The sequence below is a fragment of the Pseudomonas sp. LS2P72 genome, from assembly GCF_054897865.1.
In genome coordinates this window covers 3,605,487-3,626,106 of the sequence record NZ_CM142708.1, presented here as the reverse complement: position 1 = coordinate 3,626,106, position 20,620 = coordinate 3,605,487, and the positions used below count along the sequence as shown (strand labels likewise).

Below are 20,620 nucleotides of genomic sequence, written 5' to 3'. Positions count from 1 at the left end.
CTTACGAAAGGCTGGACATGTAGTCGTTATAACCAAACTCACGAACCACCTCGACTGTACCGTCGAGTTGTTTCACTACGATGGACGGCATTTTCAGGCCGTTGAACCAGTTCTTCTTGACCATGGTGTAACCCGCTGCATCGATGAACGACAGCCGATCCCCGATAGCCAGCGGACGATCAAATTGATACTCACCGAAAATGTCTCCGGCCAGGCAGGATTTGCCGCACACCATATACGTGTGCTCGCCATCGCTAGGCGCCAGCTTGGCATTCAGGCGATAGATCAGCAGATCGAGCATATGCGCTTCGATGGAGCTGTCCACAACCGCCAGGTGCTTGCCGTTGTAGAGGGTGTCGAGCACGGTGACTTCCAGCGACGCGCTCTGCGTGATGGCTGCTTCGCCCGGCTCCAGGTAGACCTGCACACCGTATTTTTGCGAAAAGGCCTTGAGGCGCGCGCAGAACTCGTCGATTGCGTAGCCTTCACCCGTGAAATGGATACCGCCACCGAGGCTGACCCACTCGACCTTGTGCAGCAAGTCGCCGAAGCGTTCTTCGATGGTGCACAGCATCTGGTCGAACAGGCCGAAATCACCGTTTTCGCAGTTGTTGTGAAACATGAAGCCAGAGATCTGCTCGATGACCTGCTCGATCTTCACCGGGTCCCACTCGCCCAGACGGCTGAATGGCCGCGCAGGGTCGGCCAGCAGATAATCCGAGCTGCTCACCTGCGGATTGACCCGCAGACCGCGCACCTTGCCTGCTGAAGCTTCAGTGTAGCGTTGCAACTGACCGATGGAGTTGAAGATGATCTTGTCGCAGTTGTCGAGCATCTCCTCGATCTCGTCGTCGGCCCAGGCCACGCTGTAGGCATGGGTCTCGCCCGCGAACTTCTGTCGACCGAGCTTGAGCTCGTAGAGCGACGACGACGTGGTGCCGTCCATGTATTGCTGCATCAGGTCGAATACCGACCAGGTGGCGAAGCACTTGAGTGCCAGGAGCGCCTTGGCCCCGGATTGTTCGCGTACATAGGCGATCTTCTGCATGTTCGCCAGCAGCTTTTGTTTATCGATGAGGTAGTACGGCGTTTTGATCATTTCGAGGCGCCTCCGGCAAGGCCAGCCAAAAAAGGATGCGCATTGTGCCTTCACTCGCTACATATCGAAAGAGCAGGAAGCTCTCTGCACGCGAAACGTGACTCAATTTTAGTCCCAGACCCCGTCAATCGGACGCAGACTTCGCCAGCTACTACAAGGCAGGCGTTTCTGCGCCCGGCGGTGTGGCAAGTTTTGAGCACTGACTTACACTGCGATACACCCAATGCGAACGAATCAATGTCCAACAGATCGATAGGTTCCATGACAATCCGGGGATCACGTCATGATCTGGGTGAAGCCAACATGAAAACGGTCACGGCCCTTTTCACCTGTCTGCTCGCTGCCAGCGTTTGCGCGGCGACGAGCACCTGCGCAAATGCTGCGTCGTTCAAGACCAGCTTCGACTGCCCCACGGCAAGGACATCCGTCGAAAAGCTTATCTGTCGCGATTCGCAACTGGCGCAGATGGATATCGAACTGACGCGTCTTTATCGCCTTGCGCTCACGGATCAACGTTCAGTACCTCGGCCAGACAAAATCGTGATCGACCAGCAGTTCTGGATCGACGCCCGTAATCAGTGTGGGTCCACGCCTGAGCCCAAGGTGTGTACGATCCGAAGCTATGCCGAGCGCGCTTACCAGCTACGCCAAGGCTCGGCCATTGTGAGAACCAAGGATCCAGACAGGCTCACCGAAGGGCCATTGGCTTTTCGTTGTATGGGGTTTAACGCGCTGATTGCCGCCACCTACTTTAATACGCAGCCAGGTGTCGTGTTCCTGAAATGGGCGAACACCTCCATCACCCTGAGCCAGGTGCCGAGTGATTCGGGAACCCAATACACTGGCAAGGACTCCCTGGGGAACTACCGCTTCTGGCAAGACGGCGCCGGGGTGATTTTCCAGAAGCCGGGTTCAGGGGCGATGAGTTGTACGGCCGAGCCGGTCAGCTGATTTTTTGGCGCAAGTCCGGAAGTTCAAGCGCCGCTATTCCGATATTTCAGCCGCGACACTTTTGTAGCAGCTGCGTTGTGGCGAGGGGATTTATCCCCGTTGGGCTGCGAAGCAGTCGTAAAACCTGAACGCACGATCTATCTGATGCACCGCGTTGTCTGAATTCACGACTGCTTCGCAGCCGAACGGGGATAAATCCCCTCGCCACAACGCAGCTACAGATCGCGTTACGGCTTGACTGATCGGCATTAGGCAGAGCGCCGGCCCTCCCTCACGTACTCGGCGATTTATGCCACGGATACCCTTTCGCGCTGAGTTGAAAGGCGTAATCGAACAAGCGCTTCATGTACTCGCCATCAAATCTATGATTGCGAAAAGTATCAAAATCGGAGCCGATGTACGCCAGATTGAAGTCCGCGCCATCCTGCTGCGCAATTCGGTAAATGCGGTCCAGATCGCTGATCCCCTGAGTCTGGATCAATGCGCTGATGGCGCGACCGCCGATACTCAAGGTTCGACGTTTGGTTCCGGACCACTGCAACTCCAGTTTGCCGTTACGAATCACATAGAAATGCCGTTCATCACGCAAGCGCGCCCCGGTCACGCGGTTCAGCGCCATCACAGTGCCGGGTGGGTAAAGGAACACCTGAGTCAGGACGCCTCCGTCCACGTGCATTTCCTGAAACTGTTGGCCGTCAACCTCCACATCGATCATGACCGGTGAAACGGCGCCGGGAATACTCATCGACGCGATCATGATGTTGCGAAACAGGTCGAGCGCGCCCGGTGCCTGGCTGGAGGCAATAGCACCCATGTTCCAGGTGACCGGGCGTCCAGAATCAAGGTCGGTGGTGCCGATCATCAGCAGTCGTCCTTTGGCGTATTCCGACGCGATCGCCGCAAGAGCCTCGGCAGTGATGTGCTGTGCAATCAGCCGCGATAGTGGCTTGCTGTGCGCGATACCGTCGCTGGCAAGACGGGTCAGCACATTGCGCGCATGGAAAATGTCTTTTGGACCGACTGCATTGCAGATACCCAGAATGACACCGTCGTACTGGGGCCCCAGGTAGGCGAATGGGGCGACCAGGGCGCCAGCGCTAATGCCGGTGACCACTTTGAACACCGGCCGAGAGCCATGCAGTGTCCATCCTGCAATAATGCCCCCCGCGAATGTGCCGGCGTCGCCGCCCCCCGAAACGGCCAACATGCTTGCCAGCGGCAGAGTGTCATTGGGCATCCCTGCGCTGGCGAGCGCCGCGGCCTCTCGAACGTTGGCCTGACTCACATCCCGAATGAACGGCGTCAGATCCTGGTCCAGCCAGTAACGGGCATCTGGAATGCCAGGGATGAGCGCTTTTTCGGTTAACGTTGGCGGCACCGCATCTCGGCGTTGCAGGCACGCTTGACGCAACATGTTCAGCGTTGAGGCGCTAGGTCTGAGCAGGAATGTTTTCACAACGCCGCCTCCGGCCCCTGCAATCGACAAAGAACGCGCTCAATGTAACGGCAAGACGCCTTGCCGATCACGCACGCTCCACACACCCAAGACTACGCTCTCAATCAGGCGCCGGTCTTCTGAAGACCAGCAGTTTGCCGGTGGATCGCTGCACGACCTTGTCGTTTTGATTGAGTGTTTCCATGAACAGGGTCACCACACCCCGGTCTGGTTTGGTGCTGGATGGATCGATGGCCTGCACGGTGCATTGCAGACGCAACAGATCGTCCGGATAGGTCGGCGTCGGCCAGCTCAACTCGATGCCCAGGCCGATGATCCCGTCTGCCAATGGCACACTTTCCACCAGCAGCTTCATGGTCAGGGCTGCAGTGTTCCAGCCACTGGCTGCCAGACCTCGGAACAGGCTCAGTTCGGCGGCTTCAGGATCGAGGTGAAACGGTTGCGGGTCGAACTCCTGAGCAAAGGCCAGCATCGACGCTCGATGGACACGCAGGCTGTCGCTTTCGAACTGCTGACCCAGGCTCAGGTCATCGAGGTAGAGTTTTTCCCAGGAGTGGATGGTCATGATTCAACCCTCGTCAGGCGTAACTGATGTCGCTGAGGTCGATGGCCACCATCAAGGCATCCTTGTCTGGCTGCCCGTCTTCTCCGCGCCGATAGGCTCGCCGTTTGCCGGGCATACGCAGCCCGTCTGCTTCAACGTAGTCATGAACATACTGCGCGGCAGGCAAGCCGCCACTTACGTCCACGGTGTAGTCGTGTCGACGAAGCAGGAAGTCCTCGCCGAAGTAGAAATCCTGCACCGCGCAGTGGGTGGCGATGTTTTCGGGAAAGGTCACCCGTAACCGTCGCCAGCGCTGTGTTCCCTCTTGCCAGGGCTCGACTTCCTCGGTCAGGACACCCGGCAAGGTGAACAGGAAAGGCATGGTCAGGTAGGACCAGAGCGCGTAACCGTTGAAGTACGCTCGCTGAAGTGGATCCCAAGGGGTTGTTTCCCCGTGACCGCGAAAGGATTCCCGGGGCGCTGATCGCTCGGCAATCACTTTGCCCTCGGTGGTTTCGATGGCGATGCGGTCCGGGGTGTAGGCCGTCCGTTGATCAAGCCCACCAAATGGCGTCACCGAAGCGCGCTGTTCGTGCAGCCAAACGGTCATCTGGCGGGGGGCGCTGTCCTGCGTCAGCCCTTTCAGGCCCCATAGCGAGCCGCCGGTCACGAGCGTGGCGCGAACTTTACTGAAGTGGTTCCAGCGTTCCAGACCACCATGGGCGATCAGCACCTGGTCCAGCAGTTGATGACTCTGAGTCGTCATGGTGGCAGCCCTGCTCGTCAGGGCGAATGGCCTGAACTTCTTTCATGCTAGCGCAAGCCCGGGCAGTCATAACGTCGGCGGGACGTCCGGTCTGTTCTGCGGCTGATCCTCCACCCATTGCCAGAACAACTGATAGCCGACCGCAAGCACCACCGGACCGATGAACAGACCGAGGATGCCGCTGGTGACCATGCCACCCAAGGCACCGATCAGCACCACCGGCATCGGCACATCGACACCGCGCCCCAGCAGCAATGGCTTGAGTACGTTATCGACCAGGCCGGCAACGAACACATAGATGGCGAAGATGATGGTCCACGTGCTGGCCCCCTCGGTGGCGAACACAAAGGCAATCACGGGCAGCGTAATCAGGGTTGCCGGCAATTGCATGATGCCGAGCAGCAGCACCGCCAAGGCCAGCAGCCCGGCACCGGGGACGCCCATGAGCACAAATCCGATGCCCACCAGGAGCATCTGGATGAAGGCGATGCCGACCACCCCCAGCGCGACCGCACGGATCGTTGCGGTACACAGTTCGGCGATTTTCGGCCCCTTGCCCGGATCGCTTACGCGTGAAGCGATCTGTACCGCACTGCGGCTGCCGCTTTCGCCATAGGCCATGAAAATGCCGGCGATGATCAATGCAAAGATAAAGGTGAGGAAGCCCATGCCGACGCCGGCGAGTTTGCCCAGGAAGCTCACGCTGTAATGTTTAATCTGCGGCAGGTACTTCTCTGCCAGGTCGGGAAGATCGGTTGAGGCCTGCAGCCATAAAGCAGAGACCGATTTGCCCACTAACGGCCAGTCAGCGACTGAGTCAGCCGGGGGCGGAATATGGAAGTTGCCGTCCTTGACGGTGGTCATGGCATGCGCGACCGAATCGGCAATCGAGGTGACCAACAGATAGATCGGCACCATGAGCACAACGATAGCAATCAGCACAATCAGCGTCGCAATGTGGCCGTCTTTCTGACCCAGCGACCCCTTGAGCCGCTCTTGCAATGGATAAAGGGTGATCGCCAGGATCAGCGACCACAGCATGAGGTCGCGGAACGGGCTGAAGATCTCAAAGCAGAACAGCACCAGTACGGCAATCAGCCCGGCACGGATCAAAACATCGAGCAGACTGCGTGTGAACGCCTTTTCGGAACTGGATGTGGGCACCATGGCTGCCTCCTTGCAGATCGCTGCAGAGGGTTGAGATCGGTTAGCCCAGCATAGACGCTCAATGGAAAACGTGAGGATGGCGGTGTTGGATAAGTGTCTGGCTCAGGATCCACCCCTCACCCCAGCCCTCCCGAAACGTCGGACCGCCCCAGTGGGGAGAGGGGGAAAGGGAGCCGATCTGTGTTGTTCTTCAATCCTGAGTTCACCTCGACATTTCAGGTCGATGCAACTCTAAGAACAACTCGGTCAGTCCCCTCGCCCCCTGGGGAGAGGGTTAGGGTGAGGGGCGCCACCCTTGCGCACATCACCGCAGCTTCAGCGGATCGACCAGTTCAGCGGCGATGGCCATGCCCACCAGGTCCGGCAAGGTATTGGCCTGCATGCGTTTCATCACCCGCGAACGATACAAGTCGACAGTTTTTGCGCTCACGCCCAGTTGTTCAGCAATTTCACGGGTGGTGTAACCCTGGACCAGCGGCAGCAAGACATCGCGCTCCCGTGGGGTCAGTGTCAGCAACCGCGCCTGCAAGGCTTCGTGGCCCTGATTGCCCGAGCGGTTTGCCGCGCAGTTGCTGAGCGCCTGTTGCACGCTGTCCAGCAGCAATTGCTCGTTATAGGGCTTCTCGATGAAGTCATGGGCGCCCGCCTTGAAGGCGCGGACCACGATCGGCACATCCGCATGCCCGCTGACGAAAATGATTGGCAAGTTCAGCTCACGCGTGCGCATTTCTTCCTGCACGTTCAAACCGCCCATGCCGGGCATGCGAACATCGAGCAGCACACAGGCATCGAGCGTGGCATCACAAGCATTGAGAAACTCCACGCCACTGGTAAACGGCAAAGCCTTGAGCCCTACCGATTCCAATAACCAGACCGTTGAGTCGAGCATGCCTTGATCGTCATCGACCACATACACCACGTGCTCTGTCACAGCTGCCATTACGTTATTCCTGTTGTTGTTTTGTTGAGCCGGCCAGCGGCAAGCGGCAGCACATCAGCAGCCCGACTGGTTGGCGTAGGGCCTGCAGTTCGCCACCGAAACCTTCGATGATGCTGCGGCTCATGGACAAGCCAAGCCCGAGGCCATCGGCCTTGCTGGTATAAAACGGGGTAAATATCTGCTCCAGTTCGGGCTCGCTGACGCCCGGCCCTTGGTCTTGCACACTGATTTCCACGGTTGCACCACCGCCCTGCCCCGCAGCCATCACGATCAGCGAAGGTTGCCCCGGATGTTGTTCGCGGTTGGCATCGATGGCATTGCGCAACAGATTGAGCAGCACCTGCTCCAGCAGCACCCGGTCGGCATAAATCGGCGGCAGATTATCCGGCAGGCGATCCTCGATTGTCACTTGGCAATTGCTCGCTTCCCAGGCACACAAACGCACGGCCTCGCGGGCGACCTCGGTGAAATTCAAGGCCTGCATACGGCGTTGCCCCTTGCGCAGAAATGCGCGCAAACGTCTGATCACTTCCGAGGCATGCGTGGCGTGATGGGTGATGCGCTCCAGCCCTTGCGCCACTCGGACGGCGGCCTGGGGGTTGGAGTCCAGCGTCTGTAAATAGCGCTGGCTGGCATTGGCGTAATTGACCACCGCCGCCAGCGGCTGGTTGATTTCGTGAGCGATGCCCGAGGCCAATTCACCCAGGGTGACCAACCGCGCGGTGTGCGCCAGTTCGTCCTGATGGCGGCGCTGTTGCACCTCACGCAGTTCTCGCTCGGTCATGTCCCGCGCCACCAAGGAGTAATAGCGCTCGCCGCCGGCCGAACGGTGCGCCAACAGCACCAGCGATATCGGCACTGAAGTGCCGCCACCCGGTGGCTGCAATCGCGCATCGGTGCTCCAGACACCGTCGCGTTCGGCGCTGCTCCAGCCATCACGCTGCAGACGTGCCAGGTCAGCGCTGGCGAACAATTGCGCCAGAGCCGGCATCGGTTGTTGCTCGTCGATCCCGAGAATGCGCCGCGCCGCTGGATTGAGGTAAGTGACCTGCCCCTCGGGGTCGATAAACAACACCGGATCGGTGTTGGCTTCGACCACCTCCGCCAGGCGCCGCTTGTTCTCCTCGGCTTGCACCCGGGCGGTAATGTCCCGGGACACGCTGACCACTTCAACCACCGTCCCGGTGTAGGTTTCACGAATCGCCCGGCTCGCGGTTTCAAACCACAGGTAATGCCCGTCTCGATGACGAATGCGATACGTCATTGTGTGATAACCGTCCTGCTCCAAGGCATCCCGTGCGCGCTGCACCAGACTGGCCAGGTCCTGACCATGGAACAAACCCTGGGCCATTTGCCCGCGCAACTCTTCCGGCCAGTAGCCGAGCAATGTCCAGGACGCGGGCGAGGCATCCAGAAAGCGCCCGTCCGGAGTGTGTCGGGAAATCAGGTCGGTGGTGTTCTCAATGATCAACCTGTACAGCCTGCGTGCCGTGGCGGCTTCACGCTCGGCCAGCACTTGTGCCGTGGCATCGCGGCAACGGGCGAGCACGCGGTTGTCCTGCGGATCGGGGATAAACGTCCAGATCAGGATCTGCGCTTCGAATTGGGCTTCGACCCCGTCGATGGCGCGTTGCTGGTCGAGGCAGGCACGGACCAGCACCCGGTGATTGACCGGCAGAAAACCCAGCACATCGGCCAGCGGTTTTTCGGCGAGCAGTGCCAACAGCGCGGCATTGAATTCCAGCGGCCGGCCCTGGGCATCGAGCAACAGACTCGGTTGCGGATCGTGCCCCAACAGCGGCGAGCCGCGCAGCATGCCATTGACGCTGCTCAGCAAGGTCGTCAGCAAGTCCTGCACCCAACCCAGCCAATCAAGACTCACGCCCTCGCACACTTCCACCAGCAACAACCCCGGCTGCCCCGGTTGCAAGGCCAGATCAAACACCTGGCCATGGCTGATAGCGGCCCGACGCAATCGACCGGACAACCAGCAATCGAGTTGCCGCACTTGCGCCAGGTCCAGGCGCCCCGCCTCGACCAGCCGATCAAACAGCAACTGATCGCTGGCCAGGGACGGGTCACCCAGGCCCGGTGGAAAATGCTGGGCCGCGCCCTCGTGGCTGTAAATCCGCGCATTGGCTTGCCAACTCAGATAAACCGCCCGGCGCACCTCGGGACACTCCTGCAGCGCACGGCACAACGCATCAGCCCGGGCGGCCAGAGACACACCCTCGCGCTGCAGGCGCAACCAGCTGTGCAATCGAACGGGAGTCAGGGTCATCACAGGTCCGCTTCGTTTGGGGGAACCAAGGATATACCGGCCTTGGCAGTGTGACTGTATTGATTTAGACCTGGCAGAATCAAATATAGTACATATCCTATATGACGTAGGTTGTACTTCCATATCAATGGCTGAATGTTATATAAAGCAAGCCGGACATAAAAGGTGCCCTCAGCGGCGACGTTGCAAGGGCATCTATAGAGCTAACAATCAGCCACCGAGTACCCGTACATGTCGATCTATGAACAAGGGCTAGGCCCTGCGGCTGTCAATCATATTGCCTTGTCTCCGCTCAGCTTCATCGAGCGCACCGCCAGCGTTTATCCGGACTACCCCGCCGTCATCCACGGTTCTATTCGCCGCACCTGGGCGCAGACCTACACCCGCTGCCGCCGTCTGGCTTCGGCACTGGCCGGTCGCGGCATCGGCACGAACGACACGGTGGCGGTGATGCTGCCCAACATTCCGGAGATGCTTGAAGTGCACTTCGGCGTGCCGATGATTGGCGCGGTACTCAACCCGCTCAACGTGCGTCTGGATGCCGAAGCCATCGCCTTCATGCTGCAGCATGGCGAAGCCAAGGTGCTGATTACCGATCGCGAATTCCATGATGTGATTCACGCGGCGATCGGCATGCTCGATCACCCGCCGCTGGTCATCGACGTTAATGACCCGGAATACGGCGAAGGTCAGGCGGTCAGCGATCTGGACTATGAAGCGCTGCTGGCCGAAGGCGATCCGGCCTTCGCCTGGCAGTGGCCGGCAAACGAATGGCAAGCCATCTCGCTGAATTACACCTCAGGCACCACCGGCAACCCCAAAGGCGTGGTTTACCACCATCGCGGTGCTTATCTGAACTCGTTGGGCAACCAGATGACCTGGGCCATGGGCAACCACCCGGTCTACCTCTGGACCCTGCCGATGTTCCATTGCAACGGTTGGTGCTACCCGTGGATCATCACCGCCATGGCCGGTGTGCATGTGTTCCTGCGCCGGGTCGATCCACAGAAAATCCTCACGCTGATCCGCGAGCATCAGGTCACCCATCTGTGCGCTGCGCCGATCGTGCTCAATGCCTTGGTCAACATGCCGGAATCGGCTAAAGCGGCGATCGATCACCCGGTCAACGCGATGGTCGCCGGTGCCGCGCCGCCGGCCAAAGTGATCGGGGCCGTGGAAGAAATGGGCATCAAGGTCACCCACGTTTATGGCCTGACCGAAACCTATGGCCCGGTGACGCTCTGCGCCTGGCATGCCGAATGGGATGAGTTGCCGCTGGACGAACGGGCGCAAATCAAATCCCGTCAGGGCGTGCGCTACCCGACGCTCGAAGGCGTGATGGTCGGCGACTCGAAGACGCTGGAGCCGACCCCGCGAGATGGTCAGACCATCGGTGAGATCTTCATGCGCGGCAACACCGTGATGAAGGGCTACCTGAAGAACCCGACCGCCACGGCCGAAGCGTTCGAAGGCGGCTGGTTCCACACTGGCGACCTGGCGGTGTGTCATCCGAACGGTTATGTCGAGATCAAGGACCGACTCAAGGACATCATCATTTCCGGCGGCGAGAACATTTCCACCATCGAACTGGAAGGTGTGCTCTATCGCCATCCAGCCGTCATGGAAGCGGCCGTCGTCGCCCGTCCCGATGAGAAGTGGGGCGAAACGCCCTGCGCTTTTATCACATTGAAGGCTGATCACCAGGACGTTCGCGAGGCCGACATCATCAGTTTCTGCCGCGAACACCTGGCCGGCTTCAAAGTCCCGCGCACCGTGATTTTCACCCTGCTGCCGAAGACCTCAACCGGCAAGATCCAGAAGTACGTTCTGCGCGACAGGGCCAAGGCACTCTAACCCGAACCAACGTTGTACCCGCCAGACGGCAGGTGTTTTTACCTGCCGTCTCGGGCTCGTGCAGGCCGGATTCGGCTCTGCCCTGCCCCTAATACCAAAAGCACCGATAACAACAACAAGGTGGAGCCACCATGATCGACATCCATTCAACCGATACCCAACGCTGTGAACGCATTCGGTCCAATCCGAAATTCCTTCAATTGGTGAGCAGCCGTTCGCGTCTGGCCTGGTCACTCAGCGCTGCGGTGCTGGGCACTTACTACGCGTTCATGCTGGTGGTGGCGTTTGCCCCGCAGTGGCTGCATGCGCCGCTCGCCGAGCATCGGATGTTGACCCTGGGCATGCCGGTTGGCGCGGCGATCATCATTTTTTCCTGGCTACTGACCGGTTGGTACGTCTACAGCGCCAACACGCGTTTCGATGCACTGGGCGCCGCCATTCTCGAGGAGAGCAAGTAATGAACCTGCTCCGTAAATTTCTCCTCGCCGCTGCCGGGCTATTGCCGGCCTCCGTTGTGCTGGCTGCACCCGCGCTGGGTGCGGTGGAAAAACAACCGCTCAACCTGCATGCGATCGGCATGTTCTTCGTCTTCGTGCTGGGCACGCTGGCCATCACCTGGTGGGCGGCGCGGCAAACCAAATCCACGTCTGATTTCTATACCGCAGGCGGTGGCATCACCGGGTTCCAGAACGGTCTGGCGATTGCCGGCGACTACATGTCCGCCGCCACGCTGCTGGGGCTGTCCAGCCTGGTGTTCGCCAAGGGCTACGACGGCTTCATCTATACCATCGGCTTCTTCGTCGGCTGGCCGATCATCACCTTCCTGATGGCCGAGCGTCTGCGCAACCTGGGGCGCTACACCTTTGCCGATATCGTGTCCTATCGACTGGACCAGAACAAAGTGCGGATCTTCGCCGCGTTTGGTTCGTTGACGGTGGTGTGCTGCTACCTGATCGTGCAGATGGTCGGTGCCGGTCAGTTGATCAAGTTGCTGTTCGGCCTCGACTACCCGGTTGCGGTGGTGATTGTCGGCGCGCTGATGCTGGTGTATGTGATCTTCGGCGGCATGATCGCCACCACTTGGGTGCAAATCATCAAGGCTGTGTTGCTGCTTGCCGGCGGCACGACCCTGGCGTTGATGGCCATGTCGCAATTCGGCTTCAGCTACGAAACCCTGGCCAGCAAAGCCGTCGAAGCCCACGCCAGCGGCTGGAACATCATGGGCCCAGGCTCGATGCTCGCCGACCCGATCAACACCGCTTCGATGTCGCTGGGCCTGGTGTTCGGGATTGCCGGTCTGCCGCACATCCTGATGCGCTTCTTCACCGTGCCTAACGCCAAGGAAGCGCGTAAGTCGGTGTTCTACGCGACGGGTTTCATCGGTTTCTTCTTCCTTGTTGTCTGCACCCTGGGCTTTGCCGCGATGGTGATCATCGGCACCGACCCGCAGTACTACGTTAATGGTGAAGTCGGCGGCGCCTTGATTGGCGGCGGCAACATGGTTGCCATGCACCTGGCCAAAGCGGTCGGTGGCAACCTGTTCTTCGGTTTCCTCTCGGCCGTGGCCTTCGCCACCATTCTTGCAGTGGTTTCCGGGCTGGCCCTGGCCGGTGCGTCGGCGATATCCCATGACCTCTACGCCACGGTGTTCAAGAAGGGCAAAGCCAGCCAGAAACAGGAAATGCGCGTGACCCGCATGGCCACCGTGGGCCTTGGCATCATCGCGATTCTGCTGGGCATTCTGTTCGAGAAGATGAACGTCGCGTTCCTGGTAGGCCTGACCTTCGGCATCGCCGCGTCGACCAACTTCCCGGTGCTGATCATGGCCATGTACTGGAAAGGCCTGACCACCAAAGGCGCGATCATCGGTGGTTTTGCCGGCCTGATCTGTGCGCTGGTGCTGGTGATCCTCTCGCCAGCCGTCTGGGTCACCGTGCTCGGCCATGCTCACGCGATCTTCCCGTACGACCACCCGGCGCTGTTCTCCATGCCGCTGGCGTTCTTCGTGATCGTCGCGGTGTCGAAACTCGACCGCAGCGTGCGGGCCGACAAGGAGCGTGACGCTTACGCCGACCAGTTCGTTCGCGCCCAGACCGGCCTCGGTGCCGCCAGCGCTTCCGCTCATTGATAGAGAGGGCACGGCCTGCTCAAGCGGCGCCGTGCCCATCGCACAACCTTTTGAGGTTCACGTTATGCCCGAATTCAACGCCCCGCTGCGCGACATGCGCTTTGTGCTGCATGAAGTGTTCGACGCACCGGCCCTGTGGGCGCGCCTGCCGGCCCTGGCCGACAGTGTCGACGCCGCCACCGCTGATGCCATTCTTGAGGAGGCGGCCAAAGTCACCTCGCACCTGATTGCGCCATTGAATCGCAGCGGCGACGAGGAAGGCGCCCAGTGGGTCGATGGCCAGGTCAGCACGCCAATCGGTTTCAAACAGGCTTATGCCACCTACATCGAAGGCGGCTGGGTGGGCCTTTCCGGTAACGCCGATTTCGGCGGCATGGGCATGCCGAAGATGCTCGCCGTGCAGTTCGAAGAAATGCTCTACGGCGCCAACTCCAGCTTCGCGCTGTATTCGGCGTTGAGCTCCGGTGCCTGCCTGGCGCTGGATGCCCACGCCAGCGACACCCTGAAAAACCTCTACCTGCCGCCGATGTACGAAGGCCGCTGGGCCGGTTCCATGTGCCTGACCGAAGCCCACGCCGGCACCGATCTGGGAATTATCCGCACCCGCGCCGAACCCCGGGCCGATGGCAGCTTCAGCATCACCGGCAGCAAGATCTTCATCACCGGTGGCGATCAGGACCTGACCGAAAACATTGTCCATCTGGTGCTGGCCAAACTGCCGGACGCACCGGCGGGACCAAAAGGCATCTCGCTGTTCGTCGTGCCCAAAGTGCTGGTCAATGCCGACGGTTCCCTCGGCGATGCCAACGCCGTGAGTTGCGGTTCGATCGAACACAAGATGGGCATCAAGGCCTCGGCCACCTGCGTGATGAACTTCGACGGCGCCAGCGGTTGGCTGGTCGGAGAAGCCAACAAAGGTTTGGCAGCGATGTTCACCATGATGAACTACGAGCGCTTGTCCATCGGCATTCAAGGCATTGGCTGCGCCGAAGCGTCCTATCAGAGCGCCGTCGCCTATGCACGCGAACGTGTGCAGAGCCGCGCGCCGACCGGCGCCATTGCTCCGGACAAAGTGGCTGACCCGATCATCGTTCACCCCGACGTGCGCCGCATGTTGCTGAGCATGAAAGCCATGACCGAGGGTGGCCGCGCGTTTGCCAGTTATGTCGGTCAGCAACTCGATCTGGCGAAGTTTTCCGATGACGCCAAGGAGCGGGACAGCGCGCAAACCCTGGTCGCGCTGCTCACTCCGGTGGCCAAGGCGTTTTTCACCGACACCGGCCTGGAAAGCTGCATCAACGGCCAGCAAGTGTTCGGCGGCCATGGCTACATCCGCGAATGGGGCCAGGAACAATTAGTCCGTGACGTGCGCATCGCGCAGATCTACGAAGGCACCAACGGCATTCAAGCCCTGGACCTGCTCGGACGCAAAGTGCTCGCCGACAAAGGCTTCGCGCTGCGCCAGTTCACCGCTGAGATCCGTCATTTCGCTCATCAGACTGACGCGCCCTACTCCGCTCAACTGTTCGATGCCGTGCAGCGTCTGGAAGACCTGAGCGACTGGCTGCAGGATCAGGCCGCGACCAACCGCAACGAAGTCGGCGCTGCGTCGGTGGAGTATTTACACCTGTTCGGTTACGTCGCCTACGCCTGGCTTTGGGCGCGCATGGCACAGGTTGCCAAGCAAAAGCTGCACGAAGACGAAGGCTTTTATGGCGCGAAAATCGCCACCGCCGACTTCTATATCCATCGCCTGTTGCCGCGCATTTTGAGTCTGGAGCAGTCCATCCGTGCGGGCAGTGCTTCGTTGTTTGGCCTGAGCGCCGAACAGTTCTAACGATTGAACCGCACGCGGCGTCACGCTCCTCTCTTTTTGGCGTTCGCGTTTTTTATTGATAAGCCCTCGCCCACCTGGCGAGGGCCGCGGGACCTGTCTTTCCATAATAAAAACAAAGGGGCTTCACCATGGACCGCAACACCCGCATCCTCGCTACCCGACTGTTGCTGGCCGGCAGCGTCATCAGCCTCTCGGCCCCCGCCGCTGCTGACTTTGTCAAAGACAGCAAGGCCAGCCTTGAGCTGCGCAACTTCTATTTCAACCGTGACTATCGCCAGGACAACGCTGCCCAATCCAAACAAGAGGAATGGGCCCAGGGTTTCCTGCTGCGCTATGAATCGGGATTCACCGAAGGTTTGATCGGTGTCGGTTTCGATGCCATCGGACTGGTCGGCGTAAAGCTCGATTCCAGCCCTGATCGCGCAGGCTCCGGCCTGCTCAAACGTCACCGCGACACGAGCAAAGGTGCGCAGGACGAGTACGGTGAACTGGGCCTGACCGCCAAGGTGCGTGCCTCGAAAAGCACGCTGAAACTCGGCACTCTGTTGCCGAAACTGCCGACGGTACTGGCCAACGACTCACGGCTGTTGCCACAAACCTTCAAGGGCGGTCAGTTGACGTCGCTGGAACTCGAAGGCCTGACGGTGGATGCCGGGCGGCTGACGCAAGTCAATCAGCGCGACTCCTCAGATTACGAGGACATGGGCATCACCCGCACCGGTGCCAAGGGCATCACCACACGTCATCTCGATAGCGACAGCTTCGATTTCGCCAGCCTGAACTACAAATGGACCAGCAACCTCGCCACCGGCTACAGCTACGGCCATCTCGACAACTTCTACAGCCAGCACCTGGTCAACCTGACCTACGTATTGCCGGTGACGACGGGCCAGTCGCTGAAGACGGATCTGCGCTTCGCCCGCTCCACGGACGATGGCGGCAGCAATGTCGATAACAATGCCATCGGCGCGATGTTCACCTACAACCTTGGCGGGCATGCGTTGGGCCTGGGTTATCAAGGCATGAGCGGCGACACTGGCTACGCCTACGTCAATGGCACCGATGCGTTCCTGGTGAATTTCGTGCAGATCGGCGACTTCGCCAGCAAGGACGAAAAGTCCTGGCAGGCGCGCTACGACTACAATTTTGCGGCCATCGGTGTTCCGGGCCTGACCTTCATGACCCGCTACCTCACCGGCGACAATATCGATCTAGGCGGCAACCGCCCGGAAGGCAAGGAATGGGAGCGTGATACCGACATCGGCTATGTCGTGCAGAGCGGGCCGTTGAAGAATGTCGGGGTGAAATGGCGCAATGCGACGGTGCGCTCGACCAACTTCGGCAGCGACCTGGATGAAAACCGCCTGATCGTCAGCTACACCTTGCCGATCTGGTAAGTCAGTTCTGGCAGCACAAGGGGGGGGACTCGCTTGACGGCGGAGTCCTCTTTTTAATTCTGGGTTTTCGCAGTGATGGCGAGCCTCTTCGTCGGATCGCCGCCCGGAGCCGGCTCGCTCCCACAGTTGACCGGGTTGTTCAAATTGACACAGTTTAATGTGGGAGCGAGCCTGCTCGCGAAGGCGGCCTCAAAAGCGCCAAGGATGAGAGTAGGTTAAGATGCCTGCAAACCAGGCTCGCCACGAGACGCCCCGCATGACTGATACCACCCCCCGCCTGATCAAGAAGTACCCCAATCGCCGACTGTATGACACCCACACCAGCAGTCATTTGACGCTGGCGGACATACGCCAGTTGGTGGTCGACAAAATTGCCTTTCAGGTGGTCGATGCCAAGAGCGGCGAAGACCTGACGCGCAGCATCCTGCTGCAAGTGATTCTGGAAGCCGAAAGCGGCGGTGAGCCGATCTTCACCAGCGAAATGCTGATGGGGATTATCCAGTTCTACGGCCCTTATCAGGGTGTACTCGGCAGCTATCTGGACAAGAGCATTCAGACCGTGATCGACATCCAGTCCCAGACCGGCGCGCAATCGTCCGAGGCCTGGAGCGACTTCATGCATCAACAAGCCCCGGTGATGCAGGACCTGATGCGCCAATATGTCGACCAGTCCAAGGCGTTGTATCTCAATACCCAGAACCTGTTTGGCATGTTCGGCGGTAAACCCGGCACCGATAACGGGCCGAAAAAAAATGGCGATGGGGAATAAACCCATCGCCATTGGTGCCGCTGGCCTGACGTGACTTACTTGTTACCGCTGGTAGGCTTGGCGCTTGCTTCCGGGGCAGCCTTGGTGGCCGCAGCCGTCGCGGCGTCGAAACCACTCTGAGCCACATCGGCAGCCTGTTTTACGGCTTTCTGTGCGCTTTCGAACACAGTACCGGCATTCGCCAGGCCCGACTTGAACGCGGCCACAACAGGCTCGGAGCCGGCCGGTGCATTCTTGCTGATGGCTTCAACGAACTCTTGCACCTGTTGGGTGCCCGCTTCGACCTGGCTCGAGGTCAGTTTGGCGATGTCCGACTGAGTACCCACGATCAGCGCTTGAACCTGACGGTTGAACTCGGCCAGACGTTCGGTCTGCGCGCTCGGCTGAGTGAAAGAAGCCTGCAGCTCGGCGAAACCTTGTGGATCACGAACGGCCAGCAGCTTGCGAACACCTTCGAAGTGCTCTTCGGTGGAGTCGCGCAGTGCCTTGAACTGCAACTGGCTGAGCTGTTCAACGCTGGCGAAGACTTTGCCGCTGATTTGCTGCAAAAGATCGAGGTTGGCTTTCTGAGCGGTTTGCAGTTTTTCCGAATTGAAAAAAGACATGCTTGAATCTCCTGGTACTAGAAGGCCCTGATGGACCTGAGGACGCGATAGCGATCCGGCAGTCATCGCGTTAGCCTTGATATTGCAGTGCACAAAACCATTTGGCAACGCCTATTTTTGTGCGCTGCAAAATAACCTTTGCTAAAGCCCTCCTCATGCGCTGTAAACTCCTGCACATCGAACGGCCAGGCCAGCCCTCTTTAATTAAAGGGTTCAGATGGGCCGATTCCCATGCACAGCGTCAGGAGATCACGATGGTTCAGGAATCAAGTGTTGCACTGCAAGATGAAAAGCTCTCCGAACCCGCCGGCTTGTTCGAACACCTGAATCATCTGCAACGCCTCAATACCCGTAACGTCCTCGACGCCGTGCAAAAGCGCCAGGCAAAAACCTTCGCGCCTTTAAGCCTTGGGCAACTCCGCCAGCCAACGCCTGCTGACTGGCAGGAATACTTCACGGACCTCGGCCAACGCAGCGTGTTGTTCTGGGACACCTTGCGTCAGCGCGGCGACAACACCCTGGCCCACGAACGCGCCGGGTATCCGCTGCTGCTCAAGTTCAATCATCAAACGTTGGTCGCCGGTGAAGACCTGCCTCGCCCGGTCAACTATTCGTTGTTGCAAATCCTCGGCGGCCCGGGTCAACCGATCGATAGCAAAAAACAGCCGGTGATCATCATTGATCCCCGCGGCGGTCACGGCTCGGGGATCGGCGGTTTCAAACAGGATTCGGTCATCGGCGAGAGCTTGAGAGCTGGCCACCCCACCTACTTCGTTTCCTTTAGTCACTCGCCACGCCCTGGGCAAACCCTTGCCGATATCACAGAAGCCCAAGCGAAGTTCATCGAAGTCGTCAGCGCCCGGCATCCGGGCAGCGCCAGACCCGTGCTGATCGGCAACTGCCAGGCGGGCTGGGCGTTAATGGGCCTGGCGGCCACTCGGCCGGAATTGCCGGGGCTGATCATCGTCAATGGTGCGCCGTTGTCGTACTGGGCCGGCGTCAATGGCCGCAATCCGATGCGCTACACCGGCGGTTTGCTGGGCGGTGGCTGGATGGCGCGCCTCGGTAGTGACCTCGGTAATGACCGTTTCGACGGCACCTGGCTGGTGAGCAATTTCGAAAACCTGGACCCGGCGAATACCTGGTGGGGCAAGTACTACCATCTGTTCAGCGAAGTCGACAGCGAGGCCGCACGCTTTCTGGATTTCGAACGCTGGTGGGGCAGCCCGACCCTGCTCAATGGCGAAGAGATCGAGATGATTGTCGACGACCTGTTCATCGGCAATCGACTGTCCGGTGGCCTCGGGCGCAAGAGCAGCGGGCTCGATCTCAAGCGGATTGAAGTACCGGTGGTGGTGTTCTGCTCGTATGGCGACAACATCACCTCCCCGCAGCAGGCACTGGACTGGATCACCGACGTCTATCCCAGCGATCTCGCGTTGCAAAATGCCGGACGCACCATCGTTTACCTGCGACACGCGAGCATCGGTCACCTGGGCATCTTCGTGTCCGGTGAAGTGGCGCGGCGCGAGCACCGTGAATTGCTCGGTGCGGTCGATGCGATCAATGCGCTCTCGGCCGGTCTGTATGAAATGCTGATCGAAGACCTGCCGGAGAATTCGGCGACGCCGTATGCCGTGCGTTTCGAACGCCGGCGTATCGCCGACATCCATGGCCAGGTGCAGCCGCCCCGTGATGACGATCGCGAATTTGCGCTGGTCCAGCGCGCGTCCGACATCAACAACAATGTGTATGACGAATTCGTTCGCCCGTGGTTGCGCCAGTTGATCAACGAACCGAGCGCCGAAATGCTGCGCCGGGCGCACCCTTTCCATCAGCAGCAAGTGGCCTGGAGCAGTTTGAACCCGGCGTTGTGGTGGCTGGCAGGCAGTGCCGCTCAAGTGAGCAAGGATCGTCACCCCGCCAGCGAGAACAACCCGTTGCTGGTCTGGCAGGAACTGTTTTCCAATCAGGTGCAGGACGCCTTGAACGGCTATCGCGACCTGCGCGATGCGGCTCAGGAAATGTGTTTCTACGGCGTGTATGGCGTACTCAACAGCCTCACCGGCAATGCACCCGGGCGAAATCTGCAGGAATATGCGCAGCAACACGACAAGGTTTTGATCGAGCGCCTGCAGGATGCCCTGCCCCTTGGCGGCCTGATGGAAGCCTTGATACGGATCCTGTTCCTGCTGGGCCGCGACAGCGACGAGCCGGGCAAGGAAAGTGTCGAAAAATTGATCCTGCAACTGCAGGTGCTACTCCAGGACTACAGTGCCGAGCCGCTTGATCTGCGCGAAACCCTGCGGCTGCAAAAACTGCTGGTCGCCACCTACCCGCAAGAAAGCCTGTACAGCCTGACCGTGATGCTTGCCGAGGTCGAAGAGCGCCAGCAAGTGTTGGCGGCCGTCGCCAATTTGCTGCCGGAACTGCTGACCAGCGGTGCAGACAACCTCTTCTGGTGTGAACTGCACACACTCCTCGACGTGCCGCTGCCAGGTTTCAGCCTGACGCAACCACCCGGCGAAGCCGATGCCATCGAAGAGAAAGTCCCGGTGGTCATCCCTGAGCCCATCAAGCAGAAAATACCCGCAGTAACCCCAGACCCCGTCGCCAAGGTTGCGAGTCCAGTGAGCAAACCTGCCAAGGGCAAGAAAGGCGTGAAAAAACCTCCTGCACCCTGATGAGCAACCTGTGTGGCGAGGGGATTTATCCCCGTTGGGCTGCGAAGCGGCCCCGAAATCGGAAACCGCGGTGTATCAGGTACGCCGCACACAATGGTTTTACGACTGCTTCGCAGCCGAACGGGGATAAATCCCCTCGCCA

General features: G+C 59.6%; 16 protein-coding genes. 8 read left to right on the top strand and 8 right to left on the bottom strand.

All coding sequences use genetic code 11. The features are described 5' to 3' along the window. Window position 1: 1 nt before the first annotated feature. Complete coding sequence (gene nspC / locus ACYZUA_RS16605) at window positions 2-1,099, bottom strand: carboxynorspermidine decarboxylase (protein WP_223430983.1); 1,098 nt, start codon at window positions 1,097-1,099, stop codon at window positions 2-4. A 303-nt stretch (window positions 1,100-1,402) separates the two neighbouring features. On the opposite strand from nspC, the gene ACYZUA_RS16600 reads away from it, so the two are divergent. Continuing rightward, entirely contained in the window at window positions 1,403-2,050 is a 648-nt protein-coding gene (locus tag ACYZUA_RS16600; RefSeq protein ID WP_461959722.1) for an MliC family protein, read from the top strand. Between the two features lie 271 nt (window positions 2,051-2,321). On the opposite strand, the gene ACYZUA_RS16595 is transcribed toward ACYZUA_RS16600, so the two are convergent. The 6 genes from ACYZUA_RS16595 to ACYZUA_RS16570 form a co-directional block, all read right to left on the bottom strand. After that, window positions 2,322-3,506: a patatin-like phospholipase family protein gene (locus ACYZUA_RS16595; RefSeq protein ID WP_461959721.1), complete on the bottom strand. Its 1,185-nt coding sequence runs from the start codon at window positions 3,504-3,506 to the stop codon at window positions 2,322-2,324. A 100-nt stretch (window positions 3,507-3,606) separates the two neighbouring features. Next, entirely contained in the window at window positions 3,607-4,071 is a 465-nt protein-coding gene (locus tag ACYZUA_RS16590) for a MaoC family dehydratase (RefSeq protein WP_461959720.1), read from the bottom strand. Window positions 4,072-4,084: 13 nt separating this feature from the next. Continuing rightward, the gene (locus ACYZUA_RS16585) at window positions 4,085-4,816 is read right to left on the bottom strand and encodes a hypothetical protein (RefSeq protein WP_461959719.1); all 732 of its coding nucleotides are present in this window, start codon (window positions 4,814-4,816) and stop codon (window positions 4,085-4,087) included. 66 nt (window positions 4,817-4,882) lie between these two features. Beyond that, window positions 4,883-5,983, bottom strand: coding sequence for an AI-2E family transporter (locus ACYZUA_RS16580; protein ID WP_461959718.1), 1,101 nt, complete (start codon window positions 5,981-5,983; stop codon window positions 4,883-4,885). A gap of 304 nt (window positions 5,984-6,287) precedes the next feature. Further along, entirely contained in the window at window positions 6,288-6,923 is a 636-nt protein-coding gene (locus tag ACYZUA_RS16575) for a response regulator transcription factor (protein ID WP_461959717.1), read from the bottom strand. 4 nt (window positions 6,924-6,927) lie between these two features. Next, complete coding sequence (locus ACYZUA_RS16570; RefSeq protein ID WP_461959716.1) at window positions 6,928-9,204, bottom strand: PAS domain-containing sensor histidine kinase; 2,277 nt, start codon at window positions 9,202-9,204, stop codon at window positions 6,928-6,930. Window positions 9,205-9,435: 231 nt separating this feature from the next. Between ACYZUA_RS16570 and ACYZUA_RS16565 the strand changes: the two genes are divergently transcribed. The 6 genes from ACYZUA_RS16565 to phaR all read left to right on the top strand — a co-directional run bounded on the left by ACYZUA_RS16565 (window position 9,436) and on the right by phaR (window position 17,189). After that, the gene (locus ACYZUA_RS16565; protein WP_461959715.1) at window positions 9,436-11,058 is read left to right on the top strand and encodes an acyl-CoA synthetase; all 1,623 of its coding nucleotides are present in this window, start codon (window positions 9,436-9,438) and stop codon (window positions 11,056-11,058) included. A 131-nt stretch (window positions 11,059-11,189) separates the two neighbouring features. Then, window positions 11,190-11,516, top strand: a complete 327-nt coding sequence (locus ACYZUA_RS16560; protein ID WP_008146418.1) for a DUF485 domain-containing protein — start codon at window positions 11,190-11,192, stop codon at window positions 11,514-11,516. Further along, a complete protein-coding gene (locus ACYZUA_RS16555; protein ID WP_461959714.1) occupies window positions 11,516-13,186 on the top strand; it encodes a cation acetate symporter in 1,671 nt (556 codons plus the stop codon). The genes ACYZUA_RS16560 and ACYZUA_RS16555 overlap by 1 nt, the downstream gene beginning before the upstream one ends. A 64-nt stretch (window positions 13,187-13,250) precedes the next feature. Beyond that, complete coding sequence (locus ACYZUA_RS16550; protein ID WP_461959713.1) at window positions 13,251-15,023, top strand: acyl-CoA dehydrogenase C-terminal domain-containing protein; 1,773 nt, start codon at window positions 13,251-13,253, stop codon at window positions 15,021-15,023. A gap of 128 nt (window positions 15,024-15,151) precedes the next feature. Further along, window positions 15,152-16,420 (top strand): OprD family porin, encoded by a 1,269-nt coding sequence (locus ACYZUA_RS16545; protein ID WP_461959712.1) that lies wholly within the window; start codon window positions 15,152-15,154, stop codon window positions 16,418-16,420. 220 nt (window positions 16,421-16,640) lie between these two features. Continuing rightward, on the top strand, window positions 16,641-17,189 hold the full coding sequence (gene phaR / locus ACYZUA_RS16540; protein ID WP_461959711.1) for a polyhydroxyalkanoate synthesis repressor PhaR: 549 nt from the start codon (window positions 16,641-16,643) through the stop codon (window positions 17,187-17,189). Window positions 17,190-17,224: 35 nt separating this feature from the next. Here the strand turns inward: phaR and phaP are convergent, their stop codons facing one another. Beyond that, window positions 17,225-17,794 (bottom strand): TIGR01841 family phasin, encoded by a 570-nt coding sequence (gene phaP / locus ACYZUA_RS16535; RefSeq protein ID WP_461959710.1) that lies wholly within the window; start codon window positions 17,792-17,794, stop codon window positions 17,225-17,227. A gap of 254 nt (window positions 17,795-18,048) precedes the next feature. On the opposite strand from phaP, the gene ACYZUA_RS16530 reads away from it, so the two are divergent. Further along, the gene (locus ACYZUA_RS16530; protein ID WP_461959709.1) at window positions 18,049-20,478 is read left to right on the top strand and encodes a DUF3141 domain-containing protein; all 2,430 of its coding nucleotides are present in this window, start codon (window positions 18,049-18,051) and stop codon (window positions 20,476-20,478) included. The last annotated feature ends 142 nt before the right edge of the window (window positions 20,479-20,620 follow it).